At 71.0% G+C, this 26939-nt stretch carries 32 protein-coding genes and 1 pseudogene; 13 read left to right on the top strand and 20 right to left on the bottom strand.

Annotated features, from left to right (window positions below):
* Positions 1 to 71 precede the first annotated feature (71 nt).
* The 3 genes from OP04_RS25335 (at position 72) to OP04_RS25325 (ending at position 2850) form a co-directional block, all read left to right on the top strand.
* Positions 72 to 941: a PI-PLC domain-containing protein gene (locus OP04_RS25335; RefSeq protein WP_063746686.1), complete on the top strand. Its 870-nt coding sequence runs from the start codon at positions 72 to 74 to the stop codon at positions 939 to 941.
* A 216-nt stretch (positions 942 to 1157) separates the two neighbouring features.
* The gene (locus tag OP04_RS25330; protein WP_033342344.1) at positions 1158 to 1784 is read left to right on the top strand and encodes a DUF47 domain-containing protein; all 627 of its coding nucleotides are present in this window, start codon (positions 1158 to 1160) and stop codon (positions 1782 to 1784) included.
* A gap of 58 nt (positions 1785 to 1842) precedes the next feature.
* On the top strand, positions 1843 to 2850 hold the full coding sequence (locus OP04_RS25325) for an inorganic phosphate transporter (RefSeq protein ID WP_033342343.1): 1008 nt from the start codon (positions 1843 to 1845) through the stop codon (positions 2848 to 2850).
* Between the two features lie 148 nt (positions 2851 to 2998).
* Here OP04_RS25325 and OP04_RS25320 read toward each other — a convergent pair whose 3' ends face one another.
* Positions 2999 to 3979, bottom strand: a complete 981-nt coding sequence (locus OP04_RS25320; protein ID WP_033342342.1) for a Gfo/Idh/MocA family protein — start codon at positions 3977 to 3979, stop codon at positions 2999 to 3001.
* A gap of 43 nt (positions 3980 to 4022) precedes the next feature.
* Between OP04_RS25320 and OP04_RS25315 the strand changes: the two genes are divergently transcribed.
* On the top strand, positions 4023 to 4625 hold the full coding sequence (locus OP04_RS25315) for an NUDIX hydrolase (RefSeq protein WP_085066755.1): 603 nt from the start codon (positions 4023 to 4025) through the stop codon (positions 4623 to 4625).
* Positions 4626 to 4868: 243 nt separating this feature from the next.
* Here OP04_RS25315 and OP04_RS25310 read toward each other — a convergent pair whose 3' ends face one another.
* From OP04_RS25310 to OP04_RS25285, 6 genes are all read right to left on the bottom strand, one after another.
* Entirely contained in the window at positions 4869 to 5666 is a 798-nt protein-coding gene (locus OP04_RS25310; RefSeq protein ID WP_033342415.1) for an EI24 domain-containing protein, read from the bottom strand.
* Positions 5667 to 5838: 172 nt separating this feature from the next.
* A complete protein-coding gene (locus OP04_RS25305; protein ID WP_033342340.1) occupies positions 5839 to 6381 on the bottom strand; it encodes a hypothetical protein in 543 nt (180 codons plus the stop codon).
* A gap of 30 nt (positions 6382 to 6411) precedes the next feature.
* A complete protein-coding gene (locus OP04_RS25300) occupies positions 6412 to 7305 on the bottom strand; it encodes an alpha/beta fold hydrolase (RefSeq protein ID WP_033342339.1) in 894 nt (297 codons plus the stop codon).
* Positions 7302 to 7610 carry a DUF2516 family protein gene (locus OP04_RS25295; protein ID WP_033342338.1) on the bottom strand — a complete coding sequence of 103 codons (309 nt, stop codon included), beginning with the start codon at positions 7608 to 7610 and terminating at the stop codon, positions 7302 to 7304. The genes OP04_RS25300 and OP04_RS25295 overlap by 4 nt, the downstream gene beginning before the upstream one ends.
* Before the next feature lie 77 nt (positions 7611 to 7687).
* On the bottom strand, positions 7688 to 8278 hold the full coding sequence (locus OP04_RS25290) for a hypothetical protein (protein ID WP_033342337.1): 591 nt from the start codon (positions 8276 to 8278) through the stop codon (positions 7688 to 7690).
* Positions 8275 to 8799 (bottom strand): helix-turn-helix domain-containing protein, encoded by a 525-nt coding sequence (locus tag OP04_RS25285; RefSeq protein ID WP_033342336.1) that lies wholly within the window; start codon positions 8797 to 8799, stop codon positions 8275 to 8277. The genes OP04_RS25290 and OP04_RS25285 overlap by 4 nt, the downstream gene beginning before the upstream one ends.
* A 134-nt stretch (positions 8800 to 8933) precedes the next feature.
* Between OP04_RS25285 and OP04_RS25280 the strand changes: the two genes are divergently transcribed.
* A complete protein-coding gene (locus tag OP04_RS25280) occupies positions 8934 to 9743 on the top strand; it encodes an alpha/beta fold hydrolase (protein WP_033342335.1) in 810 nt (269 codons plus the stop codon).
* On the opposite strand, the gene OP04_RS25275 is transcribed toward OP04_RS25280, so the two are convergent.
* The 4 genes from OP04_RS25275 to OP04_RS25260 form a co-directional block, all read right to left on the bottom strand.
* Positions 9740 to 10594, bottom strand: a complete 855-nt coding sequence (locus tag OP04_RS25275) for a BKACE family enzyme (RefSeq protein WP_033342334.1) — start codon at positions 10592 to 10594, stop codon at positions 9740 to 9742. The genes OP04_RS25280 and OP04_RS25275 overlap by 4 nt on opposite strands.
* On the bottom strand, positions 10591 to 11685 hold the full coding sequence (gene ygfZ / locus OP04_RS25270) for a CAF17-like 4Fe-4S cluster assembly/insertion protein YgfZ (protein WP_033342333.1): 1095 nt from the start codon (positions 11683 to 11685) through the stop codon (positions 10591 to 10593). The genes OP04_RS25275 and ygfZ overlap by 4 nt, the downstream gene beginning before the upstream one ends.
* Positions 11685 to 12131 (bottom strand): Fur family transcriptional regulator, encoded by a 447-nt coding sequence (locus tag OP04_RS25265; protein WP_033342332.1) that lies wholly within the window; start codon positions 12129 to 12131, stop codon positions 11685 to 11687. The genes ygfZ and OP04_RS25265 overlap by 1 nt, the downstream gene beginning before the upstream one ends.
* 152 nt (positions 12132 to 12283) lie before the next feature.
* Positions 12284 to 12658 carry a DsrE family protein gene (locus OP04_RS25260; protein WP_198153973.1) on the bottom strand — a complete coding sequence of 125 codons (375 nt, stop codon included), beginning with the start codon at positions 12656 to 12658 and terminating at the stop codon, positions 12284 to 12286.
* Between the two features lie 14 nt (positions 12659 to 12672).
* On the opposite strand from OP04_RS25260, the gene mtfM reads away from it, so the two are divergent.
* Both mtfM and OP04_RS25255 read left to right on the top strand, forming a co-directional pair.
* Complete coding sequence (gene mtfM, locus OP04_RS56515) at positions 12673 to 12777, top strand: small membrane protein MtfM (RefSeq protein ID WP_269746704.1); 105 nt, start codon at positions 12673 to 12675, stop codon at positions 12775 to 12777.
* On the top strand, positions 12774 to 13391 hold the full coding sequence (locus OP04_RS25255; protein WP_033342331.1) for an FABP family protein: 618 nt from the start codon (positions 12774 to 12776) through the stop codon (positions 13389 to 13391). Before mtfM ends, OP04_RS25255 begins: the two co-directional genes overlap by 4 nt.
* Positions 13392 to 13450: 59 nt before the next feature.
* On the opposite strand, the gene OP04_RS50090 is transcribed toward OP04_RS25255, so the two are convergent.
* The 6 genes from OP04_RS50090 to OP04_RS25230 all read right to left on the bottom strand — a co-directional run bounded on the left by OP04_RS50090 (position 13451) and on the right by OP04_RS25230 (position 17752).
* A complete protein-coding gene (locus OP04_RS50090) occupies positions 13451 to 14293 on the bottom strand; it encodes a hypothetical protein (RefSeq protein WP_157240314.1) in 843 nt (280 codons plus the stop codon).
* A 70-nt stretch (positions 14294 to 14363) separates the two neighbouring features.
* On the bottom strand, positions 14364 to 14696 hold the full coding sequence (locus OP04_RS25245; protein WP_033342412.1) for a DUF1416 domain-containing protein: 333 nt from the start codon (positions 14694 to 14696) through the stop codon (positions 14364 to 14366).
* 5 nt (positions 14697 to 14701) lie between these two features.
* Positions 14702 to 15550 (bottom strand): sulfurtransferase, encoded by an 849-nt coding sequence (locus tag OP04_RS25240; protein ID WP_033342330.1) that lies wholly within the window; start codon positions 15548 to 15550, stop codon positions 14702 to 14704.
* Between the two features lie 206 nt (positions 15551 to 15756).
* Positions 15757 to 15834: an Ms5788A family Cys-rich leader peptide gene (locus OP04_RS56705; RefSeq protein WP_332309679.1), complete on the bottom strand. Its 78-nt coding sequence runs from the start codon at positions 15832 to 15834 to the stop codon at positions 15757 to 15759.
* 83 nt (positions 15835 to 15917) lie between these two features.
* Complete coding sequence (locus OP04_RS25235; protein ID WP_033342329.1) at positions 15918 to 16724, bottom strand: LmeA family phospholipid-binding protein; 807 nt, start codon at positions 16722 to 16724, stop codon at positions 15918 to 15920.
* Positions 16725 to 16786: 62 nt separating this feature from the next.
* Complete coding sequence (locus tag OP04_RS25230) at positions 16787 to 17752, bottom strand: hypothetical protein (RefSeq protein ID WP_232323736.1); 966 nt, start codon at positions 17750 to 17752, stop codon at positions 16787 to 16789.
* A 263-nt stretch (positions 17753 to 18015) separates the two neighbouring features.
* On the opposite strand from OP04_RS25230, the gene OP04_RS25225 reads away from it, so the two are divergent.
* The 5 genes from OP04_RS25225 (at position 18016) to pstB (ending at position 23192) form a co-directional block, all read left to right on the top strand.
* Positions 18016 to 18732 carry a winged helix-turn-helix transcriptional regulator gene (locus tag OP04_RS25225; RefSeq protein ID WP_033342328.1) on the top strand — a complete coding sequence of 239 codons (717 nt, stop codon included), beginning with the start codon at positions 18016 to 18018 and terminating at the stop codon, positions 18730 to 18732.
* Between the two features lie 358 nt (positions 18733 to 19090).
* Positions 19091 to 20206, top strand: coding sequence for a phosphate ABC transporter substrate-binding protein PstS (pstS, locus tag OP04_RS25220; protein WP_033342327.1), 1116 nt, complete (start codon positions 19091 to 19093; stop codon positions 20204 to 20206).
* A 45-nt stretch (positions 20207 to 20251) separates the two neighbouring features.
* A complete protein-coding gene (gene pstC, locus OP04_RS25215) occupies positions 20252 to 21319 on the top strand; it encodes a phosphate ABC transporter permease subunit PstC (protein ID WP_033342326.1) in 1068 nt (355 codons plus the stop codon).
* A complete protein-coding gene (gene pstA, locus OP04_RS25210) occupies positions 21316 to 22392 on the top strand; it encodes a phosphate ABC transporter permease PstA (protein WP_033342325.1) in 1077 nt (358 codons plus the stop codon). The genes pstC and pstA overlap by 4 nt, the downstream gene beginning before the upstream one ends.
* 23 nt (positions 22393 to 22415) lie before the next feature.
* Positions 22416 to 23192 (top strand): phosphate ABC transporter ATP-binding protein PstB, encoded by a 777-nt coding sequence (gene pstB, locus OP04_RS25205; RefSeq protein WP_033342324.1) that lies wholly within the window; start codon positions 22416 to 22418, stop codon positions 23190 to 23192.
* Positions 23193 to 23274: 82 nt separating this feature from the next.
* Here pstB and OP04_RS25200 read toward each other — a convergent pair whose 3' ends face one another.
* Together OP04_RS25200 and OP04_RS25195 are read right to left on the bottom strand one after the other, a co-directional pair.
* A complete protein-coding gene (locus tag OP04_RS25200) occupies positions 23275 to 24654 on the bottom strand; it encodes a GH1 family beta-glucosidase (protein ID WP_033342323.1) in 1380 nt (459 codons plus the stop codon).
* Between the two features lie 39 nt (positions 24655 to 24693).
* Positions 24694 to 25455, bottom strand: a complete 762-nt coding sequence (locus OP04_RS25195; protein ID WP_033342322.1) for a maleylpyruvate isomerase family mycothiol-dependent enzyme — start codon at positions 25453 to 25455, stop codon at positions 24694 to 24696.
* Between the two features lie 77 nt (positions 25456 to 25532).
* Between OP04_RS25195 and OP04_RS25190 the strand changes: the two genes are divergently transcribed.
* On the top strand, positions 25533 to 26588 hold the full coding sequence (locus tag OP04_RS25190; RefSeq protein ID WP_051798948.1) for a UDP-N-acetylmuramate dehydrogenase: 1056 nt from the start codon (positions 25533 to 25535) through the stop codon (positions 26586 to 26588).
* A 41-nt stretch (positions 26589 to 26629) separates the two neighbouring features.
* Here OP04_RS25190 and OP04_RS55825 read toward each other — a convergent pair.
* Positions 26630 to 26866: pseudogene (locus tag OP04_RS55825) on the bottom strand (CAP domain-containing protein); the annotation flags it as partial.
* Between the last annotated feature and the right edge of the window lie 73 nt (positions 26867 to 26939).

Below are 26939 nucleotides of genomic sequence, written 5' to 3'. Positions count from 1 at the left end.
CTCCCCCGTAGATGTCAGCCGGTCCAGTTTGTCACCCGCTACCGGGGATACCTTTCGTACTATTTATCCCTATGACGGGAAGCGTGTCGACGGTGGCCAGCGGGCTGGTCGGCCTGGCCGGAACCGGTGGTGCCGCCGCGCTCGGGCTGGCGATGCTCCGCCGCCCGCGCCCCTACCTGCCGGGCAGTCACGCGCTGCTCGACCCGCGGCGGCGTGATCCGCTCGGCGCGGCGCTGCGCCGGGGGTACGGCAGCGCCTCCATCCCGGTGCAGGTGGGACCGGACGGCCGGGCGCAGGTACGCGGCCGTCCGCTCGGCAGGGTGGTGCTGCGCCCGCTGCTGGACCGGGCGCGACGCCGGGGCGGGCGAGTGCACCACGGGCCGACGCCGCCGTTCGGGCTGGTGCTGGAGCTGCCCGCGGGCGTACCCGTGCGGGATCTTCTGGGTCTTCTGCACGAGGAGGTGTCGCCGCATGCCGGTCTGGTGACGCGCTGTGTGAGCGGCCGGGTGGTGCCCGGCGCGGTCACCGTGCTGGTCTCCGGCGGGCCCGAGGTCCGCGAGGTGCTGGCCGCGGATCCGGGACGGCACCTCTTCGCGGACGGCACGTTCGACGACGTCGGCCGCGACGACGCGCCCGCGGCCCTGGTGCCGATGGTGAGTGAGCACTGGTCCTGGCGGTTCGGGTGGGACGGCGAGGAGCCGATCCCGGCCGAGGAGCGTTACCTGCTGCACGACCTGGTCCGGCAGGCGCACGCGGACGGGCGGCGGGTACGCCTCTTCGGCGTGCCGCGCCGCACCAGGCGGATCCGCGCCGCGTGCTGGGCCGAGCTCGCGACGGCCGGCGTGGACCTGATCGGTGACATTGATCTCGCCGGACTGGCCCGCTACCTGCGCACGGCCCGTCGCCCCAGACGGCCGGTGGTCGCGGCGGAAGCGCCGTAGTCTACGAAATGTGCCTGAAATGTCACGCTGGGTTTGATCATTGACCGATCAAAGTTAATAGATGGTGAACGGCACTTGAATGACGTGATGCATGTGGTATCCGAGGGTTCACCTTCGAGGTGGGTTCCTTAGCATCACCTGCGCAGGATCAACGTCCTGTCGGCTCTAACACCACCAGGCCGCAGGACATCGGCCCGATGCAGCGAGGTCCACTCCGTGAAGTTTTCCTTCCGTCCTGTCGAGGGCGTCTTCTACGAGCTCTTCACCCGAGCCGCGCAGAACCTGGTGCGCGGCACGGCACTGCTGAACGAGCTGGCACTGCCCGGCGTCGACGTGCAGTCGGTCAGCGAGCGGCTGACCGACATCGAGCACGACAGCGACGCGATCACGCACGAGCTCTACAAGAAGATCAACTCGACGTTCGTGACCCCGTTCGACCGCGAGGACATCTACTCCCTCGGGTCGCAGCTGGACGACGTGATGGACCACCTCGAGGCGGTCGGCAACCTGCTCTACCTCTACGGCCTCACCAAGCTCCCGGCGCTGCCGCGCGAGCTGCACGAGCTGGTCAACGTGCTGGACCAGCAGGCCAAGCTCACCGCGGACGCGATGCCGCGGCTGAAGGCGATGAAGGACCTCGAGGAGTACTGGATCGAGTGCAACCGCCTGGAGAACGACGGCGACCGGGCGTACCGGATGCTGCTCGTCCGCCTCTTCTCCGGTGAGTACGACGCGCTGACCGTGCTCAAGCTCAAGGAGGTCGCGGACGAGCTGGAGGCCGCCTGCGACGCGTTCGAGCACGTGGCGAACACCGTCGAGACGATCGCGGTCAAGGAGTCATGAGCGCGTCGTCGGCCCGGCGCCGGTCCCGTCGTGACCGTGGCGTGACAGGGAGCCCGGCATGAGCCCCGAGCTGATCGCCGTGATCGCCGTGATCGCGGTGGCCATGGTGTTCGACTACACCAACGGCTTCCACGACGCGGCCAACGCGATCGCCACCAGCGTGTCCACCCGGGCGCTCACGCCGCGCGTCGCGCTGGCGATGGCCGCGGTCGGCAACTTCATCGGCGCCCACTTCGGCGCCGGCGTCGCCAAGACCGTCGGCGACGGCCTGGTTCACCTGCCCACCGGCGTGGCCAGCCTCGGCGTGCTCTTCGCGGCCGTGGTCGGCGCCATCGCCTGGAACCTGATCACCTGGTACTTCGGCCTCCCCTCGTCCTCCTCGCACGCGCTCTTCGGCGGCCTGGTCGGCGCCACGCTGTTCGCCACCGGCGGCACCGTCCAATGGGCGAACATCGTGGAGAAGGTGCTCATCCCGATGGTCCTGTCGCCGCTGGTCGGCGCCGCGCTCGGCTTCGCGGTCATGATCGCGCTGCTGTGGACCTTCCGGAGGGGCCAGCCGTCCAAGCTCAACCGCGGCTTCCGCTGGGCGCAGACCGCGTCCGCCGCCGCCATGTCCGTCGGTCACGGCATGCAGGACGCCGCGAAGACCATGGGCATCATCGTGCTCGCGCTCTACACCGGCGGCTTCGCCGACGACAAGACCCACATCCCGGAGTGGGTCTTCTGGACGTCCGCCGCCATGCTCGCCGCCGGCACCTACGCCGGCGGATGGCGCATCATACGGACGCTCGGCCGCAAGATCATCGACCTGCGTCCGCCGGAGGGCTTCGCCGCCGAGGCCGTGGCCAGCAGCGTCCTCTACTTCAACGCGCTGGTCCTGCACGCCCCCATCTCCACCACCCACACCATCACCAGCGCGATCATGGGCGTCGGCGCGACAAAACGCCTCTCCGCCGTCCGCTGGAACGTAGCCGGCAACATCATCATCGCCTGGGTCACGACCTTCCCGGCCGCAGCCTTGATCGCCTGCCTGACCTACTTCGTCGTAGCCCCCGTGTTCGGCTGATCCCCTGCGCGGTGGGCGGGTCCCACTCCCGCCCACCGCCTGACCGAGAGGAGACCGCGCCACCCCCGCAGAAACAGGACGAAGCCGCCCGCGGAACGCACGTCGCACCCGACAATCGCGGCGACGTGCTCCCCGGCTGCGACATCCCTCAGCTGTACGAGACGCCGATCTGCCCGCGCACCTCGTCGAGCAGACCCATGATGTCCAGCGTCAGCGAGTGCGGCACCGCCGGGCTCTCCGTCAACCCGCCACGCAGGCACCGGTGGATCTCCGCGGCCTCGAAGTGGTAGCCGATGCCGGCGTAGTCCTCCGCGATCACCTCCGGCTCCGCGCCGTCGCGGTGCAGGGTCAGCGCACGCGGCACGAACGCCGGGTCGTGCAGCGTGATCCGGCCGGTGCTGCCGCTGATCACCGCGCTGTTCGGGGTGGTGCCGAGGATGCCGCAGGTGAGCGTGGCGACGGCGCCCCGGTCGTACCCGAAGATGATCGCGGTGTTCTCGTCGGTGCCCTCGGGGCCGACCTTGGCCCAGGCGCGCACGTGGTCGGGCAGACCGAGGAACAGGTGCGCGATCGTGATCGGGTAGACGCCCAGGTCGAGCAGCGCGCCGCCGCCCAGTTCCCGTGCGCGCATCCGGTGCTCGGGCGCGAACGGCCCGGACACGCCGAAGTCCGACGCCACGGTGGTGACCTCGCCGATCGCGCCGTCGCGGACGAGCTGCACCGCCTTCAGTACGACCGGGTTGAGGCGGGTCCACATCGCCTCCATGAGCAGCACGTTCCGCGCGCGGGCCAGGTCGATCATCTCCTGCGCGCGCGTCCGGTCCAGCGTGAACGGCTTCTCGCAGAGCACGGCCTTGCCGGCTTCCAGGCAGACCCTGGTGGCCTCGAAGTGCGCGGAGTGCGGCGTGGCCACGTAGATCACGTCCACGTCGGGGTCGGCGGCCAGCTCGGCCCACGTCCCGTGGGCGCGTGGGATGCCGTGCTTGCCGGCGAACGCCTGCGCGGACTCCAGCGACCGCGAGCCGACGGCCACGACCTCCGCGTCCGGCATGAGCTTCAGGTCGGAGACGAACGCGCCGGCGATGCCGCCGGTGGCCAGGATCCCCCAGCGAACGGGTCGATCAGTCATGCCACGCACGCTATCCGACCCCGCGGCGGGTTAGGGTCGCGGAATGGCTGAGCTGTGGCCCCTGCCCGCGCCCATGATCGACCGGCTGCGCCGTTTCGCCGATTCCGGGGAGGCGCCGGTCGTGCCCCGCGTTTCCGCCACGGTCGTGATGATCAAACCCGAGGAGCCGATGAGGGTGTACGTCATGCGCCGCGCCTCCGCGCTCGTGTTCGGCGGCGTGTGGGCGTTCCCCGGGGGCAGCGCGGAGCCCGGCGAGACGCCCCCGGAGGCCGCGGCCCGTGAGGTGGCGGAGGAGTCCGGCGTGCTGCTGGACCCGGCCGCGCTGACGCCGTGGTCGCGCTGGATCACGCCGGAGTTCGAGCCCCGCCGCTTCGACACGTACTTCTACCTGGCCCCGCTGCCGCCCGGTGCCGACCCGAGCGTCATGACCGCGGAGTCGGACGACGCGGCCTGGGTGACGCCCGAGGCCGCGCTGGACCGTCAGGCCACGGGGGAGTGGACGCTGCTGCCGCCGACCGCGGTCACGCTCCGCCAGCTGGCCACCGCCGGAAGCCTCGCCGGCGCGCTGTCCGCCGCGACCTCCCGCAACCCGTCCGACCCGGTCATCCCGCGCGTGGTCGACGGCCAGCTCGCCATCGAGATCTAGCGCGGCCCCCAGGCCGGTCCGGCACACCCCGGATCCAGGCGGCGAGGCCAGCGACGGCGCGGTGATGGGCAGCGCACCGCTAAATGGTGAAATTTCGGGCGCGGAGCGCCCGAGGCGGCCTGCGCGGTCCGGCGGCCTGCGCGGTCCGGCGGCCTGCGCGGTCCGGCGGCCTGCGCGGTCCGGCGGCCTGCGCGGCCCTGCGCGGTCCGAGGCCCTGCGTGCCCGAGACCGGCCGTTGAAACGTCAGTTGACGCGCTGGCCGCCGTGTTCGATCGGGAAGCCGAGGGCGCGCCGGGAGAGCAGCGCCGCGCCGGCGACCGCGGCCGGCGTGACCAGGATCGCGCCGAGGGGGATCAGGAAGCAGACGAAGACGCCGACGCCGAAGCCGAGCGCGGCCGGGCGGTGGGCGCGCAGCACCCGGCGGCGGTCGGCCAGCCGCAGGCCGCGGCGGTAGAACGGGAAGCCGGAGAGCTCGATCGCGAGGAACCAGCCGCCGACCAGGCCGCCGACGACCGGGACCACGGTCTGGCCGATGAGCGGGATGAAGCCGAGCAGGAACAGCGGGATGCCGCAGAGGACGGTCAGGCCGATCAGGCGGATCGAGTCGGCCAGGCTGAGCCGGATCGACGTGTGCCAGGGCAGATCGATCTCATTGGGTACGCCGCCGTAGCGATTCTCCACGGCCTCGGAGATCTTCTCGTAGAACGGGTCGCCGATGACCAGCGTGATCGCGGTGAACGTGAGCATCCCGACCAGCACGACGACGCCGAGCACCGCCACGGCCACCGCGAGCCGGACGACCTCCTGGAGACCTTCCTCCCACCCGTCCGCGAACGGCGTGATCGCGGCCGCGATGTCCGAGATGAAGTAGAAGAGCGTGCCGAACGCGGCGAGGTAGACCACGCCGGAGATGAGCGCCGGGATCAGCCCGAGCAGCATCAGGCGCGGGTTGCTGACGTAGAGGCCGAGGCCGCGCAGCAGCAGCCGGAAGCCCGCGAGGAACTCCTGGACGGCGCCGCCGGTGGCGGGGTGCGCGGTGATCGGGGGCCGGGCGTCGGGACCGAGCGGCTGCGGATGCGTCACGGTCTGGAAGCCTAAGCCCACCGCGCCATCCCCGCCTCCCGGCCCGCACGGCTGGCGACCGCGGTGCCCGGTCCGCCGGCGTGCCGGTCGGGGAGCGGCACGTGGTGGTGGGCGGCCTCCCGGCTTCGCGTCACCAGTCCCGCGACCAGTCCCGCGACCACTCCGAGGATTCGTCCGACAACGGTGACTCCGGGGTGCTCTCCGGTGACGGCATCTCCTCGCCGGGCTGCTCGGGTGAGAACGTGGCCTCCGGCTCGCCGGTCGGGGGCTCGGTCGCGGCCGGCATGGTCGGTGTCGCGGTCGGCCACGGCTGCGTGGTGGTGGCCGGCGCGGTGGGCGTGGCCGATCCGGGCGGGGACCAGGTGGTGCCGGTCGCCGGCGGCGGGACCGGCAGCGTGCCGGTCGGCGGTGCGATCTGCGGTGGCGTGCCCGGGGCCGGCGTGGCCACCTCGCTGCCGGCCGCGGCGCCGGGCTGCGGCGCGGTGCCGGCCGGCGCGGTGCCCCAGGTGGCGACCGCGCTGGGTGGCGGGCTGCCCTCGGGTGCCTTGCCGAAGAGCCCGACTCCGGCCGGGCCGAGCGACGGCAGGCCGCCCAGGCGCCAGCCGACATGGATGGCGGACGGCAGACCGCAGACCACGACGGCAAGGAACACGACCCTCGGCGACAGCTTCACACCCAAATCACCGCGAAACAGGCAGAAAGGTTACGCAGTCTCATTGAGGAAGCCGGAAATGCGTTCCCGCAGGTCGGCGCGGTGGGTGAAGACCGGGCCGGGGCGGTCGTAGATGTGGAGCTCCGTGTGCGGGAGCAGCGCGGCAAGCTCCTCGGCGGCCTCGACCGGATGCAGCTCGTCGTTGCGCGCGCCGATGATCAGCGCGCGGGCGGTCACCGCGGCGAGCGCGGACGTGTCGGGCACCGGCGTGGCCTCGGCCAGCCCGGCGAGCTCCGCGGCGACGCCGTCCCGGGAGAGTTGCTCCACCCGCTGGCGGAGGTATCCCCAGCCGGCCGGCGTGTTCCGCACCGGGGCGGGCAGCTCGTCGGAGACCGCCTCCGCGATCGCGGCGAGGTCGCCCTCCTCCACGGTGGCGATCAGCGTCTCGATCCGTTCGCGGAGAGTGTCGCCGCGTGGCTCGCCGATCGGGATGGGCAGGAAGAAGACCACGCGTTCGAAGCGCGCCGGGCTCTCCGCGAGCAGGCGGGCCAGCGCGGCCGCGCCCATGCTGACGCCGAGCGCGCGGGTGGCGTCGGAGAGGTCGGCGGCGGCCCGGAGGTCACGGGCGAGGTCGCCGTAGTCCCACAGCCCGGCCGGCGCCTCGGAGCGCCCGTGCCCGCGGAACTGGAAGAAGACGCGGCGGCCGTTGACCGCGCTGCCGAGCGGCCGGGTCGCGGCGATGCTGCCGGCGAGCCCGTGCGCGAAGACCGTGGCGGGCTCGCCGACGCCGCTGATCAGGCGCTCCAGGCGTACCCCGTGCGGGGTGCCGACGACGTCGGTCGGCGGCTCGGGGAGCGTGGGCCGGCCGTTGCGCGGCGCGGTGGGCCCGGGGCCGTAGGTGCGGGGTCCGCCGTCCGGCCGGGGCGGCCAGCGGAAGTCCCTCACCAGAAGCCTTTGCCGTCGGAGAGGTCGCGCAGCCCGACCCGGACGTCCAGCAGGTAGATCATGCCGGCCGCGATGCCGATCATCTGGAAGATGGTCTGCCCCTGCAGCAGCAGGCAGAAGACCATGCTGAGACCGAGGATCGCGAGCCAGCCGCCCTTGGGCAGCGTGCCGATGGCGGGGAACGCGTCCGCCCGCTGGGTCAGGCAGTGCACGAACGAGACGCCCAGCACGATGAGCGCGAGGAAGAGGATCGCCAGGTTGATGACCATGAGGACGACCAGATAGAACAACGGGGCTTCGGCCATGCCTTGAAGCTTAGAGCGTTCCCCGGGGAGCCGTAGCCGTGCGCGAGGCCCGGGTAACGGGCCTCGCGCACGCTGCGTCACTCAGCGGCCGGAGCCGCCTTCTTGGTCTTGCGCGGCGCCGAAGCAGCCGGAGCAGCCGGAGCGGCGACGTCCGCCGGGGTCGCGGTGACCTCGGCCGGGGCCTCGGTGGCCTCCATGTCCGCGTTGACGGTGTCCGCGGCCTGCACCACGCCGGAGCCGACCACGCGCTCGCCGTGTGCGACCAGCGCGGTGTACGTGCTGACCGCCCGCTCCTGCGCGACCTGCGCGCCGGACTGGGCGGCGGCGACGAGCGCGGCCGCGTTGCGCTTCGCGGCCTCGGTCAGCTTGGCCACCTCGCCGTCCGGGCCGGCGGCCCGGGTGCGCAGCGTGCCGGCCTGGGCCTGCGCGACCTTGATGCCCTCGGCGGCCTTGGCACGGAACTCGTCCCGGCGGCCGTTCAGCTCCTCGGCGCGGGTGCGCAGCTCCGCGACCGCGCCGGGGACGCGCTCACGCAGCTCGGCGACGACCTCGGGAAGCTTGCGCAGCTGCTGGTACGCCAGGTCGCCGGCGCCGGCCACCGCGTAGAGCGGCGTGGGGATGCGGGTGCTGGTCGGCGCGCTGGTGGTCTCGGGCTGGTTCGTCGTCATGACGTCTCCTCCGCAGTGGTGGTGGTAGTCGTGGTCCGCGCCGTCTTGACCGGGGGCGCTGTCTCGGCCGCGTCGCCGTCCGTGGCGGCCGTGTCCGTCTTGTCGGTTTCTGCCGGTGAAGCTGCCTCGGCCGCTTCCGAAGCTGCCGCGGCAGCCTCAGCAGCCGCCGCTTCCGCGGCCTCCCGCGCGTTCTCACGGCGGAACGTGTCGTAGATCTGGCTGAGCGACTGCTTCTGCGCGATCGACAGGTCCGGGTCGCCGGCGATCGCCTCCAGCACGCCCGCGCCCTCGCCGTCGAGCAGTCCGGCCTTCAGGTACATGGCCGGGGTGGAGACCCGCAGCGCGCTTGCGAGCTGCTGCAACACCTCCGCGCTGGGCTTGCGGAGCCCGCGCTCGATCTGGCTGAGGTACGGATTGCTGACGCCGGCCTGCTCCGCGAGCTGCCGGAGCGAGATCTTCGCGTTGTGTCGCATGTCGCGGATGAATCCGCCGATGTCCCGCGGGAGGTCTGCCGGTGCCATGCCATCGACGGTAGCTCCGGGTGCTAGCTGTTGCAAGCAAAACGCTAGCTGGAGTTAGCACCCTCACATGGCAGTCACGGAACGTAGACAGAACTCGCATTGCCGCGCGCATCGACGCGGCCTACTGTCGCAAGGTGCCTTATCTTGATCTTTCCGGGGCGAGTCTCGCCTACGACGACGACGGCACCGGCCCTGCCGTGCTTCTTCTGCACGCGGGCATCGCCGATCGGCGCATGTGGCGGGAACAGGTCGGACCGCTCTCCGTGATGCACAGGGTGATCCGTCTGGACCTGCGTGGCTACGGTGAGTCCACGTTGACCCGTACGCCGTTCGCCCACCACGACGACGTGGTCGCGCTCCTCGACCACCTGGGCGTCCAGCGTGCCGTGCTGGTCGGCTGCTCGTTCGGCGGCGCGGTCGCGGTGGACACCGCGCTGGCGTACCCGGACCGGGTGGCCGGGCTCGCGCTGATCGGCTCCGCGCTCTCCGGCCACGAGTGGTCCGAGGAGGTCGACGAGCTGTGGGAGGCGCTGGCCGCCGAGGTCGGCACGGACGACGTGGACGCGATGGCCGAGGCCGAGGTCCGGTTCTGGGTGGTCGGGCCGGGCCGCGACCTCAAGACCATGGACCCGGACCTGCTGGACTTCGCCTGGCGGATGGACCGGCGCGCGCTCGCCGCCGAGGCCGCGCTGGGCCAGGTCGACGTGCACCAGCTGAACCCGGTCGCCACCTACCGGCTCAACGAGGTGCGCCCGCCGACGCTGGTCACGGCCGGTGGTGCGGACGTGCCGGACATCCGCCGCCTGGCCGACCGGCTGGCCGCCGAGATCCCGAACGCGCACCGCCTCGCGGACATCCCGGACGCGGCACACCTGGCCCCGCTGGAACGCCCGGAGGACGTCAACCGGATCGTGCTGTCGTTCCTGGGCGCGCTGAGGGGCTAGCCCAGTCCGAGCAGCGTGCGCGCTGCCTTGGGGGTGCAGGGCGGGCGCTGGGCCAGCTGAGCGAAGCCCACCGCCCGCGCCACCAGCTGCATGTTCGACTCGACGGGCCGGCTCGGGCCGTAGGTCAGCGTGTCCTCCATACCGACCCGCAGGTGCCCGCCGGCCGACAGCGCGGCCAGCATCACCGGGATCGTGGTGCGCCCGATGCCGGTCGCGGAGAACGTCAGCCCCTCCGGCAGGTCGCGCATCGCGGCCAGGCACGCGGCCACGGACTCGGTGGTGCCGTCCATGCCGCCGGGCACGCCCATCACCAGGTCGAGGTGGACGTGGCCGTTCGCGGGCAGCCCGTGCTTCTCCAGCAGCCGCCGCAGCGTGTGCAGCTGGCCGAGGTCGAAGATCTCGTACTCCGGCATGATCCCGCGCTCCTGCATGCGGGTGTGCAGGTCCACGATGAAGTCCCACCGGTTCAGGAACACGGCGTCGCCGAAGTTGACCGTGCCCATGGTCAGCGACGCGGTCTCGGGGCGTACCTCCAGCACGGCCCGCCGTGCGTCCTCCGGGTCGGTGACCGCGCCACCGGTGGAGAGCTGCACGATCAGGTCCGTCTCGGCGCGCAGTGCGGCCACGGTCTCCCGCAGCAGGCCCAGGTCGAGCGTGGGCTCGCCCTGGCCGTCCCGGATGTGCACGTGGATCATCGCGGCGCCGAGCGCGACGCACTCCTTGGCCGTGGTCAGCAGCTCGTCCAGCGTGACCGGCAGCGCGGGCACGTCCGCCTTGCGGGACTCCGCGCCGGTCGGGGCCACGGTGATCAGCGTGCCGCCGACCTTCCGGTACTCCGCCGCGCCTTTCACAGACTGACCGTCGGGTCGATCGCGGCCGCGGCCTCGCCCACCCGCAGCGGTGCGTCGTCCGGCGTGTTGCGCTTCAGCACGGCCAGCGCGATCGTGCCCAGCTCGTGGTGGCGCACGGCGGTGCCGACGAAGCCGATCTGCTTACCGGCCTCGTTCGTCACCGGGGCGTGCACGGGCGGCGGCGTGTCCGAGCTGATGCCGTCCAGGTGGAGCAGCACCAGGCGCCGGGGCGGCTTGCCCAGGTTGTGCACGCGGGCCACGGTCTCCTGACCGCGGTAGCAGCCCTTGTCCAGGTGGACCGCGGGCTCGATCAGCCCGACCTCGCTCGGCAGCGTCCGGTGGTCGGTCTCGAAACCGGCCCGCGGCAGGCCGGCCGCCACCCGCAGCGCCTCATAGGCCCACAGACCAGCCGGGGGTACGCCGAGCGCGCTCACCAGCGCGGCCACGCCCTCGCGCGGCACCACCAGGTCGTAGCCCAGACGGCCGGCCCGGACGAAGCCCCCGGAGGGGAGCGGGCGCACCGCGTACCCACTGGTGGGTTGGGGTTTCAAGGCTCCACTGGGGAACTTGGGGCCGGGGACGGGCTGCACGGACGGCGACGGCAGATCCGTGATGCCGAGCCGGGCCAGTGCCTCCGCGGCCCGCGGTCCGACCAGCGACAGCACGGCGTGCCCGGCGGTCGCGTCGCGCGGCTCGACCCGGGTCATGAAGACCATCTTGGTCAGGAACGTGAGCAGGTCCGCGGTGGAGGCGGGCTCGGTGTCCAGCCAGACCGTGTCGCCGGTCTCCGCGACGCCCGCGTGGTGCTCGACGTGGCCGTGCGGGGAGAGGATCAGCAGCTCGGTGCCCTGACCGTCGTGCAGGTCGGCCAGGTGCTGCGTGGAGATCGAGTGCAGCCAGCTCGCGCGCTCGACGCCGGGCACGGCCAGCACACCGCGGTGCGAGCGGTCCACGATGCCGGCCTCGGTGTCGAGCGTCCGCTGCTCCCGGGACGGGTCGCCGTAGTGCGCGGCCACGTCGGTGAAACCCTGCGCGTCCGGGACCGAGTCGTCCAGCTCCCGGATTCCGACCGCGCCCGGCACGTTCAGCATTACTTCCCCCTGTGTGCCGCGTGACCCGCGGCGTCGCCGCAATCGGCGCACGTGCCGAAGAGGGCCACGTGTCCGACGTCCACGGTGAATCCTTTCTCGCGCGCGAGCTCATCGGCCAGCGGCGCCATCAGCATGGGGTCCATCTCACTCACCGCGCCGCAGTGCCGGCAGACGAGATGGATGTGCTGATCGTGGCCGGCCGGATGGTACGTCGGGGAGCCGTGCGACAGGTGCGTGTGCCGCACCAGCCCGAGCTCCTCGAGCAGCTCCAGCGTGCGGTAGACCGTGGTGATGTTGACCCCGGCGGCGACCTCGCGGACCGCGTTGTGGATCTGCTCCGGCGTGGCGTGCGCCAGCTCGTGGACAGCCTGCAGCACCAGCTGCCGCTGCGGCGTCAGCCGCAGTCCACGCTCACGCAGGATCTCGGCCAGCGATGATTCGGACACCGCCCGAGCATACGTGCCGCACCGGGCGGACGCCCCACGCGAAGCGGCCACGACTCCGTGAGGCACGGGCGACCAGAGGTGGCGACACTCCCCCAGGGAGATTTTGACACCGCCGGGAGCCGCGCCGAGCCGGAGGAACGAAGCGACGACCTTCAGTAGACCAGCGCTTGAGCGCCCTCGGTCAGGGACTCCTCGACGAAGACCGCGGCGCCGGCGATGCGGAGGCCCTCGATCACGTCCTCGGTGCCGATGTCCCGGCGCGCGGCGCACTGCGTGCAGAGCGTCACCCGGCCGCCGGCCAGCACGGCGTCGAGCAGGTCGGGCAGCGGCGCGGAGTGCGGGAGCCGGAACTCGGCGGCCCGGCCCGGCAGCGCGAACCACGCTGACTCGCCGGTCAGCCAGAGCGAGACGTCGACGCCGGCCGCGACCGCGGTGGCGGCGACCGTGAAGGCCTGGGCGCAGCGTTCCGGGGAGTCCGCGCCGGCGGTCACCTTGATGACGAGAGATCGGGCCATGACGGTCAGCATAGGATGGTCCGGTCATGGTTACGGAGATCGGGTTTGTCAGCCTGCTGGTGGCGGGCTTCGGTGCGCTCGCGGGCGGGCTCGTCTATCTCGCAGTTCGCATATCAAGGGGACGCTGGTGACATCGCCGGACAAGACGTCGGAAAACCCGCTGCTCCCGCCGTGGGCCTCGCTCGCGCCGGTGGAGTACGCGTACCCGTACGAGGAGACGCACAACCTGCGCAGCGGGCCCGACCTGCACCCGCACCTGCTCGGCCTGCTGCCCTACGTGGGCGTGTGGCGGGGTCGCGGCCAGGGCGGCTACCCGACGCTCGAGGGCGACGACTTCCACTTCGCGCAGGAGGTGCGGATCAGCCACGACGGCCGTCCGTTCCTGTCCTTCGAGTCACGTGCGTGGATCATCGACGAGGACGCGAAGCCGATCCGCCCGGCCGGCCGGGAGATCGGCTGGTGGCGCCCGGTGGTGGTGAACGACCGGATCACCGACGACGTCGAGGCGCTGATGACCAGCCCCACCGGCATCATGGAGATGTACCTGGGCAAGACCAAGGGCACCACCCAGCTCGAGCTGGTGACGGACCTGGTCGTGCGCACGTCCACCGCCAAGGAGGTGACCGCGGGGCACCGGCTCTTCGGCATCGTCGACGGCGCGCTGCTCTACGCGTACGACATGGCCGCCGAGGGCCTGCCGCTCACCCCGCACCTCTCCGCCCGCCTGCTCCGCGTCGCCGGCTGACGCCCTGATGGGCGTCGTTCACGTCGTCCTGACGACGTGAACGACGCCTGGATCACGCGCTAGCCGCAGGAGGTGGTGGCGGCGACCTCGACCTCGCCGTCGGTGACCTCCACCGCGACACCCTCCGCGCCGGTCAGGTGAAAGGCGAACCGGTCGTCCTCGTCGACCAGCACCCGGTCCGCGCGCCCGGTCAGCGTCTCCGCGAGCACCGGCGCCCGCGCCGCGGGCCCGGCCACGATCGTCGTGGTGAGCGTGCCACCGCCGGGGCAGGCCAGCACGGACGCGCTCTGCCGGGCGCCCTGTGCGCCGAGCGAGGCCAGCACGCCTTCCGCGAGACCGGCGGACGCCGGATCCGGCCGCTGCTCCTCGATCGCCGGCAGCTCGCCCTCGACCGGCCGGCAGCCCGTGGTCAGCGCGATCCGCAGCACGCCGGGCTCCTCGACCACGCCGCGCAGCCCGATGAACTCGCCCGCGTCGACCCGGAACGAGTCCTTGCCCAGCCAGATCCGGAACCCGTGCGGCAGCGCGTCGTCGCCGGCCATCCAGTCGACCAGCGCGGTGCTGTCCTCCGGCGCGAGGTAGACGGTGGCGCGCCGGGTCAGCTCCGCACCGTCCCGTGCGCTGGTCACCCGGCAGCCGGGCTCGATGCGCGGCGCGCCGAACGAGATCACCGGTCGCGGCCCGCCGTTGCCGGGACCCGCGGCCGCGCGTGCCAGCACCGCGGCGAACGCGGACTCCGCCACCGGCATCGCCTGCTCCAGCGTGCGCTGGTCGCGGACGGTCGCGTCGTCCGTGCGGTACGAGTAGTACGCCAGCCCGGCGATCACCAGCGCCCACGCGGTCACCGCCGCCGGAAACACGCCCCGGCGTCGCCACCACGGGGAAACCTGGGCCTGCGTCACCCGGCCATGGTGTCAAAACAGCGCGAGCCGGTCCGCCTCGGGTGAGGCGGACCGGCTCGAAGCCGGCGAATCACTCGCCGACGGTCACCGAGAAATCGTTGAGGCCACGGTCGGCGGCGACGGTGCGGTCACCGTTGCCGTGCCGGGACAGCGCACGCAGCGTCCAGGAGCCCGGCGCCGCGAAGAAGCGGAACTGGCCCTGGGCGGACGTGACGACCTCGGCGGTGAACTCGCCGGTGGAGTCGAGCAGGCGCACGTACGCCCCCTGGACGGCCTCACCGTCGGATGAGGTCACCACGCCGGTGATCACGGTTTCCTTGGCCAGGTCGATGCCGGCCGGCAGCGGAGCCGACTGGTCGGGAGCGGCGCAGGACGCGTCGGTAACAGTGGTAACAGCGGTCATGGTGCTCACGCCTTTCCGGGCTCGTCGCCGAGGACCACGGGCACGCCGACGAGCGAGCCGTACTCGGTCCAGGAACCGTCGTAGTTCTTGACGTTCTGCTGCCCGAGCAGCTCCTTCAGCACGAACCAGGTGTGCGAGGAGCGCTCGCCGATCCGGCAGTACGCAATCGTGTCCTTGCCCTCGTCGAGCCCGGCGTCGCCGTAGATCTTGCGCAGCTCGTCGTCGGACTTGAACGTGCCGTCCTCGTTCGCCGCCTTGCTCCACGGGACGCTGACCGCGGTCGGGATGTGTCCGCCACGCAGCGCGGACTCCTGCGGGAGGTGCGCGGGGGCGAGCAGGCGGCCCGCGTACTCATCGGGGGAGCGCACGTCGACCAGGTTCTGCGTGCCGATCGCGGCCACGACCTCGTCGCGGAACGCGCGGAGCGTCAGGTCCTGGTCCTGGGCGACATACGTCGTGGCGGGACGGGAGACCTCGCCCTTGACCAGCGGGCGCGCGTCGAGCTCCCACTTCTTGCGGCCGCCGTCGATCAGCACGACGTCGCGGTGGCCGTAGAGCTTGAAGTACCAGTACGCGTACGCCGCGAACCAGTTGTTGTTGCCGCCGTAGAGCACGACCTTGTCGTCGTTGGAGACGCCGCGCGCGGACAGCAGCGCCTCGAACTGCTCCTTGTTGACGAAGTCGCGGCGGACCGCGTCCTGCAGGTCGGTCTTCCAGTTCAGCTTGATCGCGCCGGCGATGTGGCCGCCGTCGTAGGCCGTGGTGTCCTCGTCGACCTCGACGAAGACGACGCCGTCAGCGTCGATGTTCTTCTCGGCCCAGTCAGCCGAAACGAGTGCGGTGTCGCGACTCATCGAATCACTCCTTGTGAGGATTTGGTGGGTCGGATCAACGCGCGGATTTCCGGTGTGAGTCTGTGTCGCACCACGCGCGGGACCCTGTAGATGGAGGGTTCTCGTGTTCGTGCGACGGCGCCGGTGCCGGGCTCAGAGATTGGTGAGTGCCACGCGGTCGCGCCGCTCAGTCGAGCCGGCGCGCGGGCGTGGAGGCAGCCCCGCCGTCAGTGACAGCGGGGACAGAGGCAGGCGGCCACGCGGCACAGGTCGACCGCGCGCCTTTTGGTGAGCAGTGTGCCCATGCGAAGGACCCTACCAGCGAGTCCATGTCACGGACAGGGTCGACCACCATGCGGGAAGTGACCGACCCCACCATCGTGTCGTGTTACGCCTGGTTCAGCGGAACGTCCTTGGCCGTGGCGGTCACCTGAAGACCCTCGGCGGCCGCCTTGATCTCCGTGACCTGCAGGCCGAACGGCAGCGCGGGCAGCGCCACGTTCAGCGAGAGCTGCTCCGCGTAACCGCTGATCACGTTCCGGACGACCGGGTTGTCCGGCAGCCCGTCCGCGGTGAGCGTCTCGAAGCGGACCTGCACCTGGTTGTCCTGGACCGCGATGGCGGCGGTGCCGTTCAGCTCGAACGCCTGGCCGAGCACCTCGACCGGCAGCGTCGCCTGCAGCTTGCCGTCCCGCTCGGTCAGCGTGATGCCCTCCTGGCCGATCATGTCGGCGAGGCTGACGTAGTCGATGGTGCCGACGCCGGTCACGTTCGCCGCGACGATCTCGCCCTGGCCGGTGCGCAGCGTGTCGATCGGCGCGGACACGCCGGTGGCGTCGATGTCCAGCGTGGGGATCCGGACGACGTCGGACGCGCCGGGCACCGGGCCCTCCAGATCGCGAAGCACCACGGAAATCGCGTCGTAACGTCCGGCCAGCACCTGGGTGAGGAACGGGACACCGCCCACACCCACCTCGGCCGGCCGGGCGGTGAGGCCCTGCGCGGCCACCTGCTTGTCTATCTCCGCGCCGATGCGGTCCTCCGCGTAGCCGTGGGCCACGCGGTCCGCGATCACGACGGCCACGCCGAGAATCACCAGCAGGACGATGAGGACGACAAGGACCGCACGCCCCCGCCGGCGCCGTCGCGGCCGCTCGACCTCGTACTGCTCGGTCGGCTGCTCGTACACAGTCACCGTCGCCTCCCCAGCGCCTTGTGTCTCATGAGGTTTTCTACGGACCCGGATACCCAATGGGCTCAGGTGAGGAACATGACAGACATGAGGTACGTGGCCGGCGCGGCGAGCGCGAAACCACCCAGCGGGCCCTGCATGTGCCGCGCGATCCACATGGTCGGCGCGTCGCCGGCCAGCTGCCGCCCGGCCTCGGAGTAGTCGCTGGCCAGGTCCACCAGGCTGGCGGCACCGGCCGCGACCAGCCCGACGATCGCGGCGTTGCCCGGGTTGAAGCCGACCTGGTAGCTGCCGATCAGCGCGGCCACGCCGGTGCCGATCATGGTGCCGAGCACGACGCCCAGCCCGCCGCGCGGCACCTGCGGCTCCAGCCGCGGCCAGGCGAAGACGGAGTCGAGCGCGCGTGCCACCACCAGCGCCACGCCGGCCGCGCCGAGGCAGACCACGATCGCCTGGGTACCGGCCGGTCGCCGGGTCAGCACGATCAGCATCGCGAACGCGACCACGCCGAGCACGATGACGAGCGTGGAGAAGAACGACTCCCGGACCCGCACACGGTCCTGCCCGCGGAACAACTGGCCGACCAGGCCGATCAGGAAACCGCCGATCGCGACCCAGACCAGCGGCATCAGGCCGCCGACCTTCGGCAGGACGGCCGCGGCGTCCGCGGCCAGCGCCGTGCCCACGGCCACGCTCGCGACCAGCGGCAGCGCGGGCGGGCGCGTCGCCATGGTCCAGGCCAGGATGAAGAGCAGCTGCACACCCAGGACCACGGTGGCGTACGGCAGCCGCGCGCTCCCGGGCCCGGACGTCTGCGCGCCGAAGATCAGGCCGATCGCCAGCAGCGCGCCGAACCCGGCGATGGCCAGCGAGAGCAGCCTGCGGACCTCGACCGGCTCGATCGGCTCCTCGTCCTCCTCCGACTCCGCGGCACGGCGCGCATCACCCACCAGGCTCGGCGCCTTGGGGAAGAAACCGGCGTCCTTCGACGGTCCGGCCGGGCGGTCGTCATCGCTCGAGGAGGGGAACACGCCTGCGATCGTGCCAGATGCGTCCTAACCGCGCGCGAGGCGATCGATCGGAGTCGGCGGTGTGTGATTCCGATGTCAATACCGCGTCTGCCTGCTCACTCCTTGAACTCGTGGGAGCGCTTTTGTTTAACGATCGGCTAAGGTAAGGCCTTACCGCCCGTCAGCGACGCCGGGGCCGACGCCAGTTCGGGGTAGCCGGCCTGAGTGCTTGAGCTGCTACCGGTCACCTGCGCGGCCCCCGTGCCGCCAGGACGGAGGTCTGTGTGGAAATTCTGCTGCTGGTGACGGCACGCGCCGGTGAGCCGTCCGTCGTGCTTCCCGCTCTCGATCTGCTCCCCCACTCGGTGCGAACCGCTCCCCGCGATGTGCGCACCCTCGTCTCGGGCCCGAGCCCGGACGCCGTTCTCGTCGACGCTCGCTCGGAGCTCGCCGAGGCCCGCGCGACCTGCCGCATGCTGCACGCGACCGGCCTGGGCGTGCCGCTGGTCGCGGTCGTCACCGAGGCCGGCCTGATCGCGCTGAACGCGGACTGGGGCGTGGACGACGTCATCCTGGCCAGCGCCGGGCCCGCCGAGGTCGAGGCCCGGCTGCGGCTCGCGGTCGGCCGGCTGACGAATGCGACCGCCGGCGCCGGCGGTCTGATCCGGGCCGGCGAGCTCACGATCGACCCGGACACCTATGCGGCGAAGCTCAAGGGCCGCCCGCTCGACCTGACGTACAAGGAGTTCGAGCTGCTGAAGTTCCTGGCGCAGCACCCGGGCCGGGTCTTCACCCGCGACCAGCTGCTGCGCGAGGTCTGGGGCTACGACTACTTCGGTGGCACCCGCACGGTCGACGTGCACGTCCGGCGGCTGCGCGCCAAGCTCGGCTCGGAGTACGAGTCGATGATCGGCACGGTCCGCCAGGTGGGCTACAAGTTCGTGGTCCCGCCGAGCCGGCAGCTGCCGGAGTCGGAGCTGGCTCCTATCCCGGTGGGGTAACCCCTCCCCGAAATCGTCCGAGGGCTCGTCGGGCGCGGTGATCTACATCGCGTCCGGCGGGCCCTTCGTCGTGTGGCCGTGAGCTGCAATTTTGATAACGGGGGTATCACGGCAACAACTCAACGTGATCTCGGTTGACCGTATATATGCGATATTTCGGTCAGGAGTCACTCAGTTCACGAACCGGACAGCTGGACCTCAGACGCAGGCCATTTCCAGGGTCAGACCTGTTAAGCCCCAGTTCATTTACACCGGGCGTTACGGCTACCTGACCCTCCTAGCTTGCAATCAGCCGGTGAGATTCCGGCGGCCGGGACGCCATACCCGGCGAACCGTCCACTTGAAGGGAATTCCCAAGGTGAAGCTCCACCGGCAGGGCGCTCTCGCGTGCCTCGCGCTGACCACGGTTCTCGCGGCCAGCGCCTGCGGATCGGACAACACGGAGTCGGCCGCCCCCGGCGGTGGCGGCGCCTCGGCCCCGCCGGCCGCGAACTGCGCGACCGGCACGCTCAACGCTCAGGGCTCGTCCGCGCAGAAGAACGCGGTCGCTGAGTGGATCAAGGCCTACCAGACGGCGTGTGCCGGCTCGACCATCAACTACGAGGGCTCCGGCTCGGGCGCGGGCATCACCGCGTTCATCGCCGGCACCGCCGACTTCGCGGGTTCCGACTCGGCGCTGAAGGAAGACCAGCAGCCGAAGGCCGACCAGCGCTGCGCCGGCAACCCGGCGATCCACCTCCCGGCCGTCATCGGCCCGATCGCGATCGTCTTCAACCTCGACGGCGTCGACACGCTCAACCTGTCGCCCGCCACGATCGCCAAGATCTTCTCGGGCAAGGTCACCAAGTGGAACGCGCCGGAGATCGCCGCGGACAACGCCGGTGTGACCCTCCCGGACACCACCATCAACCCGGTGCACCGCTCGGACGAGTCCGGCACCACGGAGAACTTCACCAAGTACCTGGCGAAGGTCGCCGAGGCTGACTGGACCTACGACGCCGCCAAGACCTGGCCGTCCGCCATCACCGGTGGCACCGGCCAGAAGGGTTCGGACGGCATCGCGACCTCGGTCAAGGGTGCGGCCGGCTCCATCGGCTACGTCGAGATGTCCTTCGCCGAGAACTCCGACCTCAACACCGCCAAGGTGAAGAACGGCGCCGGCGAGTACACCGAGCTGACCGCCGAGGCGGCCGGCAAGACCATCGAGGGCGCCAAGGTCACCGGCACCGGCAACGACCTCAAGATGTCGGTCGACTACGCCACCACCACCGCGGGGGCGTACCCGATCGTGCTGGTCACCTACGAGATCGCCTGCTCCGCCGGCAACTCCGCCGACAAGCTCGCGCTGATCAAGGGCTTCCTCGGCTACGCGGCCAGCACCACCGGCCAGGCCACGCTCCTCGAGCTGGGCTACGCCCCGCTGCCGGAGTCGGTCCGCGCCAAGGTCGAGACCGCGGTCGCCGCGATCGCCTGACGGTAGACAACCCCCCGATTCGAACGCCTAAGACGGAGCGCGCAGATGGGTGACACCCCACCCCGCTCGGTCGACGCCAGCGCCGGCGGTCCGGGTGCGCACAGCACCCGGGCCGCCGGCGCCGCGGCGTCTTCCGATGGTCCTACCGACAACAACGGCCGGGGCGGTGGCAGCTCTCTGCCGCGGGCCAAGGCCTTCGGCGCCGAGCCGGCCTTCCGGGGCCTGACGCAGGCCTCCGGCATCATGGTCCTGGTCATCATCGTCGCGATCGCGGTCTTCCTGATCTCCGAGGCGATCCCGGCCCTCCGGGCCAACCAGGAGAACTTCTTCACGTTCAACGAGTGGCACGCGCAGAGCTCGGACCCGCGGTTCGGCATCGCGGCCATCGTGTTCGGCACGGTCCTGTCCGCGGTCATCGCGCTGGTCGTGGCCGTCCCGATCGCGCTCGGCATCGCGCTCTTCCTGTCGCACTACGCGCACCGGCGGATCGCGACCTGGCTCGGCTTCGTCATCGACCTGCTCGCGGCCGTACCCTCGGTGGTCTTCGGTCTGTGGGGTCGTTCGGTCTTCATCGAGCCGGTGCGGGACTTCTCCGTGTGGCTCAACCACTACTTCAGCTGGATCCCGCTGTTCGGTGGCAACGGCCCGTTCGGCAACTCGATCCTGCTCGGCTCGCTGGTGCTGGCGATCATGGTGCTGCCGATCGTCACCTCGCTCTCCCGCGAGGTGTTCATGCAGACGCCGAAGCAGAACGAGGAGGCCGCGCTCGCGCTCGGCGCCACCAAGTGGGAGATGGTCCGCACCGCGGTCCTGCCCTACGGCCGCCCCGGCGTGATCGCCGCCGTGATGCTCGGCCTCGGCCGCGCGCTCGGCGAGACGATCGCGCTGGCCATGACGCTCGGCTCGTCGTTCATCATCACGGCGAACGTGATCCAGAACGGCGGCGTCACCATCGCCTCCAACATCGCCAACGGTTTCGGTGAGGCCGACGACATCGGGCGCGGCGCGCTCATCGCCTCCGGCCTGGTCCTCTTCACCATCACCCTGGTGGTCAACATGATCGCTCGCGTGATCATCTACCGCCGCCGCGAGTTCACGGATGTGGCCGCATGACGCTCCTCGCCCCGGAACAGGACGTGACGGCCGGCAGCCTGCACACCAAGCGGCTGCCCGCCTGGGCCGCGCTCGCGACCGCGGTCGTGGCGCTGGCGCTCTCCGCCGCGCTGGTGCTCGGCACCGGCATCGGCAACTGGGTGCTGGTCGTGGTGCTCGGCGCCGTGCTCTACCTGATCGGCTTCTGGCTCGCGGCGAACGCGGTGGAGGGCCCCCGGTCCGCGCGCAACCGCACCTGGAGCGCGCTCATCCACTCCGCGTGCGTGCTGGCGATCCTGCCGCTCGCGTCGGTGACCTGGACGCTGATCTCGAACGGCATCAACCGGCTCGACGGGAACTTCTTCCTCACGTCGATGAACAACATCGGCGCCCGCGACGCGAACGGTGGCGCCTACCACGCCATCGTCGGCACGCTGGAGCAGGTCGGCATCGCCGCGCTGATCACCATCCCGCTCGGCGTGCTCGGCGCGATCTACCTGGTCGAGTACGGCCGGGGCAAGCTGTCCCTGGCGATCCGGTTCTTCGTCGACGTCATGACCGGCATCCCGTCCATCGTGGCCGGCCTGTTCGTGCTCGCGTTCTGGGTGCTGATCGTCTCGCCGCTGTTCAACAACGGTCAGCCGCAGTACTCCGGCTTCGCGGCCGCGCTCGCACTGAGCGTGCTGATGCTGCCGACGATCGTCCGCTCCACCGAGGAGATGCTCCGGCTGGTGCCGGCGCCGCTGCGCGAGGGTGCGTACGCGCTGGGCGTGCCGAAGTGGAAGACGATCCTGCGCATCGTCATCCCGACCGCGCTCCCCGGCATCGTCACCGGCATCATGCTGTCGATCGCCCGCGCCGCCGGTGAGACCGCGCCGGTGCTGCTGGTCGCCGGCGGTACCGCGGCGATCAACTTCAACCCGTTCGAGAACAACCAGTCGTCGCTCTCGCTGTTCGTGTTCAGCCAGGCCACCGACTCGTCGCGGTTCTCTCCGGACCGCGCCTGGACGGCGGCGCTCACCCTGGTGGCGCTGGTCCTCATCCTGACCATCGCCGCAAAGCTGCTCGCCCGCCGCAACCGGCTGACCCGCTGAAGCACCCCCGAGGAGAAACGACCATGGCAAAGCGCGTCGAGGCGACGAACGTCAACGCCTACTACGGCTCTTTCAAGGCCATCGAGGACGTCAACATCGTCGTCGAGCCGAAGACCGTCACCGCGCTCATCGGCCCGTCCGGGTGCGGCAAGTCCACGTTCCTCCGGTCGATCAACCGGATGCACGAGGTCCTGCCGAACGCGCGGGTCGAGGGCACGCTGACGCTCGACCAGGAGAACATCTACGACAAGCACGTGGACGTCACCGCCGTCCGCCGCCTGATCGGCATGGTGTTCCAGCGGCCGAACCCGTTCCCCACGATGTCGATCTTCGACAACGTGGTGGCCGGCCTGAAGCTGAACGGCGTCAACAAGAAGGCGGTGCTGCAGGAGGCCGCGGAGAAGTCGCTGCGCTCGGCGAACCTGTGGGACGAGGTCAAGGACCGGCTGGACAAGCCGGGCGCGGGCCTCTCCGGCGGTCAGCAGCAGCGGCTCTGCATCGCCCGCACCATCGCGGTCGAGCCGCAGGTCGTGCTGATGGACGAGCCGTGTTCCGCGCTCGACCCGATCTCGACGCTGGCGATCGAGGACCTGATCTTCAAGCTGAAGGACCGGTTCACGATCATCATCGTCACGCACAACATGCAGCAGGCGGCCCGCGTCTCGGACCGCACCGCGTTCTTCTCGATCGAGCGCACCGGTGACCCGGGCCGCCTCATCGAGTACGACGACACCCAGAAGATCTTCTCGAACCCGAGCGTCAAGAAGACCGAGGACTACATCACCGGCCGCTTCGGCTGAGCCGAACAGCCAGCACTGCGGCTGAGTCCTGGTCAAGCTCACAATGCCGCGGGGGTACGCGTACCCCCGCGGCATGTGTTTCTCAGAGCCCGTTGTTGCGGATGACCTCGGAGTAGAAGCGCGCGCTGTCCTTCGGGATGCGGCGCTGCGTGTCGTAGTCCACGTAGACCACGCCGAAGCGCTTGTTGTAGCCCTCGGCCCATTCGTAGTTGTCCATCAGCGACCACACGAAGTACCCGCGCAGGTCCACGCCGCGCGCGATCGCGTCGTGGCAGGCGCGCAGGTGGCCGTCCAGGTAGGCGACGCGGTCCGCGTCCGGCACCCGGTCGCCGGTCTCGTCCGGCCCGGTCGGGTACGCCGCGCCGTTCTCCGTGATCATCAGCGTGGTGCCCGGGTAGTCCGTGTGGATGCGCTCCAGCAGCCGGGTCAGCGCGGCCGGCTCGATCGCCCAGCCCATGTCCGTGACCGGGCCGGCCGGCGGCAGGAACTCGATGCCCTCGGTCCCGGGCGCGGTCGGATTGCCCTCGATGCCCGGCTTCGACCGCACGTAGGACGGCGAGTAGTAGTTGATGCCCAGCACGTCGATCGGCTGCCCGATGATCGTCTCGTCGCCGGTCCGCAGCCAGTTCAGGTCCGAGAACCGGCGGATGTGCCGCAGCACGTCGTCCGGGTAGGAGCCGCGCAGGATCGGGTCGAAGAAGATCCGGTTCTGCAGGCCGTCGACCAGGTGGGCGGCGGCCACGTCCGCCTCGCTGTCCGGGTCGGCGGGGGAGACCGCGGCCGGGTTGAGCGTGATGCCCAGCTGCCGCACGCCCGCGTCACGCAGCGCCTCGGTGGCCAGGCCGTGGCCGAGCAGCAGATGGTGGACGGCCTTGAACGCGGACTCCGGGTCCTGGATGCCGGGCGCGTGCACGCCGGACGCGTAGCCCAGGTAGGCGGAGCACCAGGGCTCGTTCAGCGTGGTCCAGGTCTCGACCCGGTCGCCGAGCCGCTTGTGCACCGCGAGCGCGTAGTCCGCGAACGCGTAGGACGTGTCCCGGGAGGTCCAGCCGCCGCGGTCCTCCAGCGACTGCGGCAGGTCCCAGTGGTAGAGCGTGACGACGGGGGTGATCCCCTTGCCACGCAGCTCGTCCACGAGACGGTCGTAGAAGTCGAGGCCGGCCGGGTTGACCGGGCCGGTGCCGTCCGGCCGGATGCGCGGCCACGCGATGGAGAACCGGTACGCCTGCAGCCCGAGGTCCGCCATCATGGCCACGTCGTCGCGGTACCGGTGGTAGTGGTCGCAGGCGACGTCGCCGGTGTGCCCGGCGTGCACCTTGCCGGGCGTGCGGCTGAACGTGTCCCAGATCGAGGGCCCGCGCCCGTCCTCACGGGCGGCGCCCTCGATCTGGTAGGAGGCCGTTGCGGAGCCCCAGAGGAATCCCTCCGGGAACGTCACGCTCTGTGTTGAGGGGTTAGTCACGTCGCCATTATCACTCCCGGATCATGACGACGGGCGTCCTCAGCCGACCCGCAGGCCGTCCAGGAGAGAACGCTCTCCCGTGATCTCCAGCGAGTCGAACCCGATCCGCCCCCAGAACGCCAGCAGCAGATCGCTGGCCGGCCCGGTGGCGAGCACGCGCGCGTGATGATCGTCCGAGTCGAGGATCGTGTCCGTGTCCAGCAGCGCCAGCCCCTCGCCCCGCAGCCGGACGAACCACTCGTGCTCCAGGTCGGAGGCGACCAGGTGGATCACGCCGTACTTGTCCCGCGGCCCGGCGCCACGCCCGGCCGGGAGCAGCGTGTCGAGCAGCTCCGCGATGCCGTCGGCCGCGAGTTTCGCCTCGATCGGCTCGGTCAGCCCGATCGTCATCTGCGCGTCCCACCGGTGTATCGCGGTGTGATGCGCGGCCCGGCGCAGCCAGAACGCGGCCTTCTTCGGCGCCGGCATCGGGTTCCACGCCGGCAGATCCTCCTCCACCCCCTCCAGCGTCGCGAGCACGGCGGCGAACCGCTGCTCCCACCACGCCCTCGGGTCCACGCCGGCCGGGACCGTGGTCTCCGGCCGGACGTGCTCGGGCGCGGTCGTCACACCGCGCGTCACGTGTGTGCCTATCCAGTCGTAGAAGCCGCCCAGATGTCCGATGAGGTCCGTCACGGTCCACTCCGGACACGTGGGAACGGGCGCGCCCGGCGCCTGTTCCGTGAGGGCCGCGCCGAACGCGGGGCCCTCGGCGCGCAGCGCGCCGATCCAGAAGTCTTTCGTGGCATGCAGCTTCGTCATGACGTTCCTCCCACGCGGCCGCCCAGTCCGCTCGTCCCCAGCCTAGGGTTAGGGGCGTGCACGACGTTAGCGCTGAAATGTCCACCGTCGCAGGGTCGACAGTCCCCAGTTCGCTCGCTCCGCACACCACGTTGCGGCTCGGCGGGTCCGCCAAACGGCTGGTTTCAGCCGAAAATGCGGATGAACTGGTGGATTTGACGAAGGCTGCGAGTCGTTCGGGTGACCCCGTCCTGCTGCTGGCCGGCGGCAGCAACGTGGTCATCGGAGACGCCGGGTTCGCCGGCACCGCGATCCTGGTGCGCAGCCGGGGCGTGGAGGTGATCAGTCGCCGCCCGGACCAGTTGATCGTCCGGGTCCAGGCCGGCCACCCCTGGGACGAGTTCGTGGCCGAGACGGTCGAGTCCGGGTGGTCCGGCGTCGAGTGCCTCTCCGGCATCCCCGGCTCGTCCGGCGCCACCCCGATCCAGAACGTGGGGGCGTACGGGCAGGACGTCTCCGAGACGATCTCGTCCGTCACGGTCTACGACCGGGCGGAGGGCGTCGTGCTGGACATGCCGGCCGCGGACTGCGGCTTCGGCTACCGGGCCAGCATCTTCAAGCACAACGAGCGGTTCGTGGTGCTCTCCGTCGACTTCCGGCTGCGCCCCGCCACCCAGTCCGGCCCGGTGCGCTACGCGGAGCTGGCCCGCACGCTCGGCGTGGCCCAGGGCGACCGGGTGCCGCTGGCCGCCGCGCGCGAGTCCGTGCTGACGCTGCGCGCCGGCAAGGGCATGGTGCTGGACTCCGAGGATCGGGACACCTGGTCCGTCGGGTCGTTCTTCACCAACCCGGTGCTGGACGCCGCGGCCTGGGAGCATCTGCGCGCCGTGACCACCGGGATCGGCGAGCCGCCCGGCTGGCCGGCCGACGGCGGCGTGGTCAAGGTCAGCGCGGCGTGGCTGATCGACCGGGCCGGCTTCGGCAAGGGGCACCCCGGCGCCGACGTGCCGGTGAGCATCTCCACCAAGCACACGCTGGCGCTCACCAACCGCGGCTCCGGCACCACGGAGCAGCTGCTCACGCTGGCCCGCGAGATCCGCGACGGCGTCCGCGACCGCTTCGGCGTGGTGCCGCCGAACTCCTGGGTCCAGTAGATGGTGCCCTTGGCGTCGCGGGCGACGCCGACGCCGATCTTGACGGCCTTGCAGTTGAGGATGTTCTTGCGGTGCCCGGGGCTGTTCATCCACCCGGTCATCACGCCGGTGGTGTCGGCGTAGCCCCAGGCGATGTTCTCGCCGACGGCCGGGGCGTAACCGGCGGCCTTGACTCGCGCGGTGAAGGTGCTGCCGTTGCGGCCGGTGTGGGAGAAGTAGTCGAACTTCGCCATGTCACTGGAGTGACCACGCGCGGCCTTCGTCAGCGCCGGCGACACGATGAGGGCCTTGCAGCCGTTCTTGACCCGCTCGATGTTGGTCTGTGCGACGACCTGGGTCTCCAGCGTCGTG

The organism is Catenuloplanes japonicus (genome assembly GCF_000717135.1).
GTDB classification, from domain to species: Bacteria; Actinomycetota; Actinomycetes; order Mycobacteriales; family Micromonosporaceae; genus Catenuloplanes; species Catenuloplanes japonicus.
The sequence above is the reverse complement of the archived record's forward strand: the minus strand, read 5'-3'. Positions and strand labels throughout refer to the sequence as shown.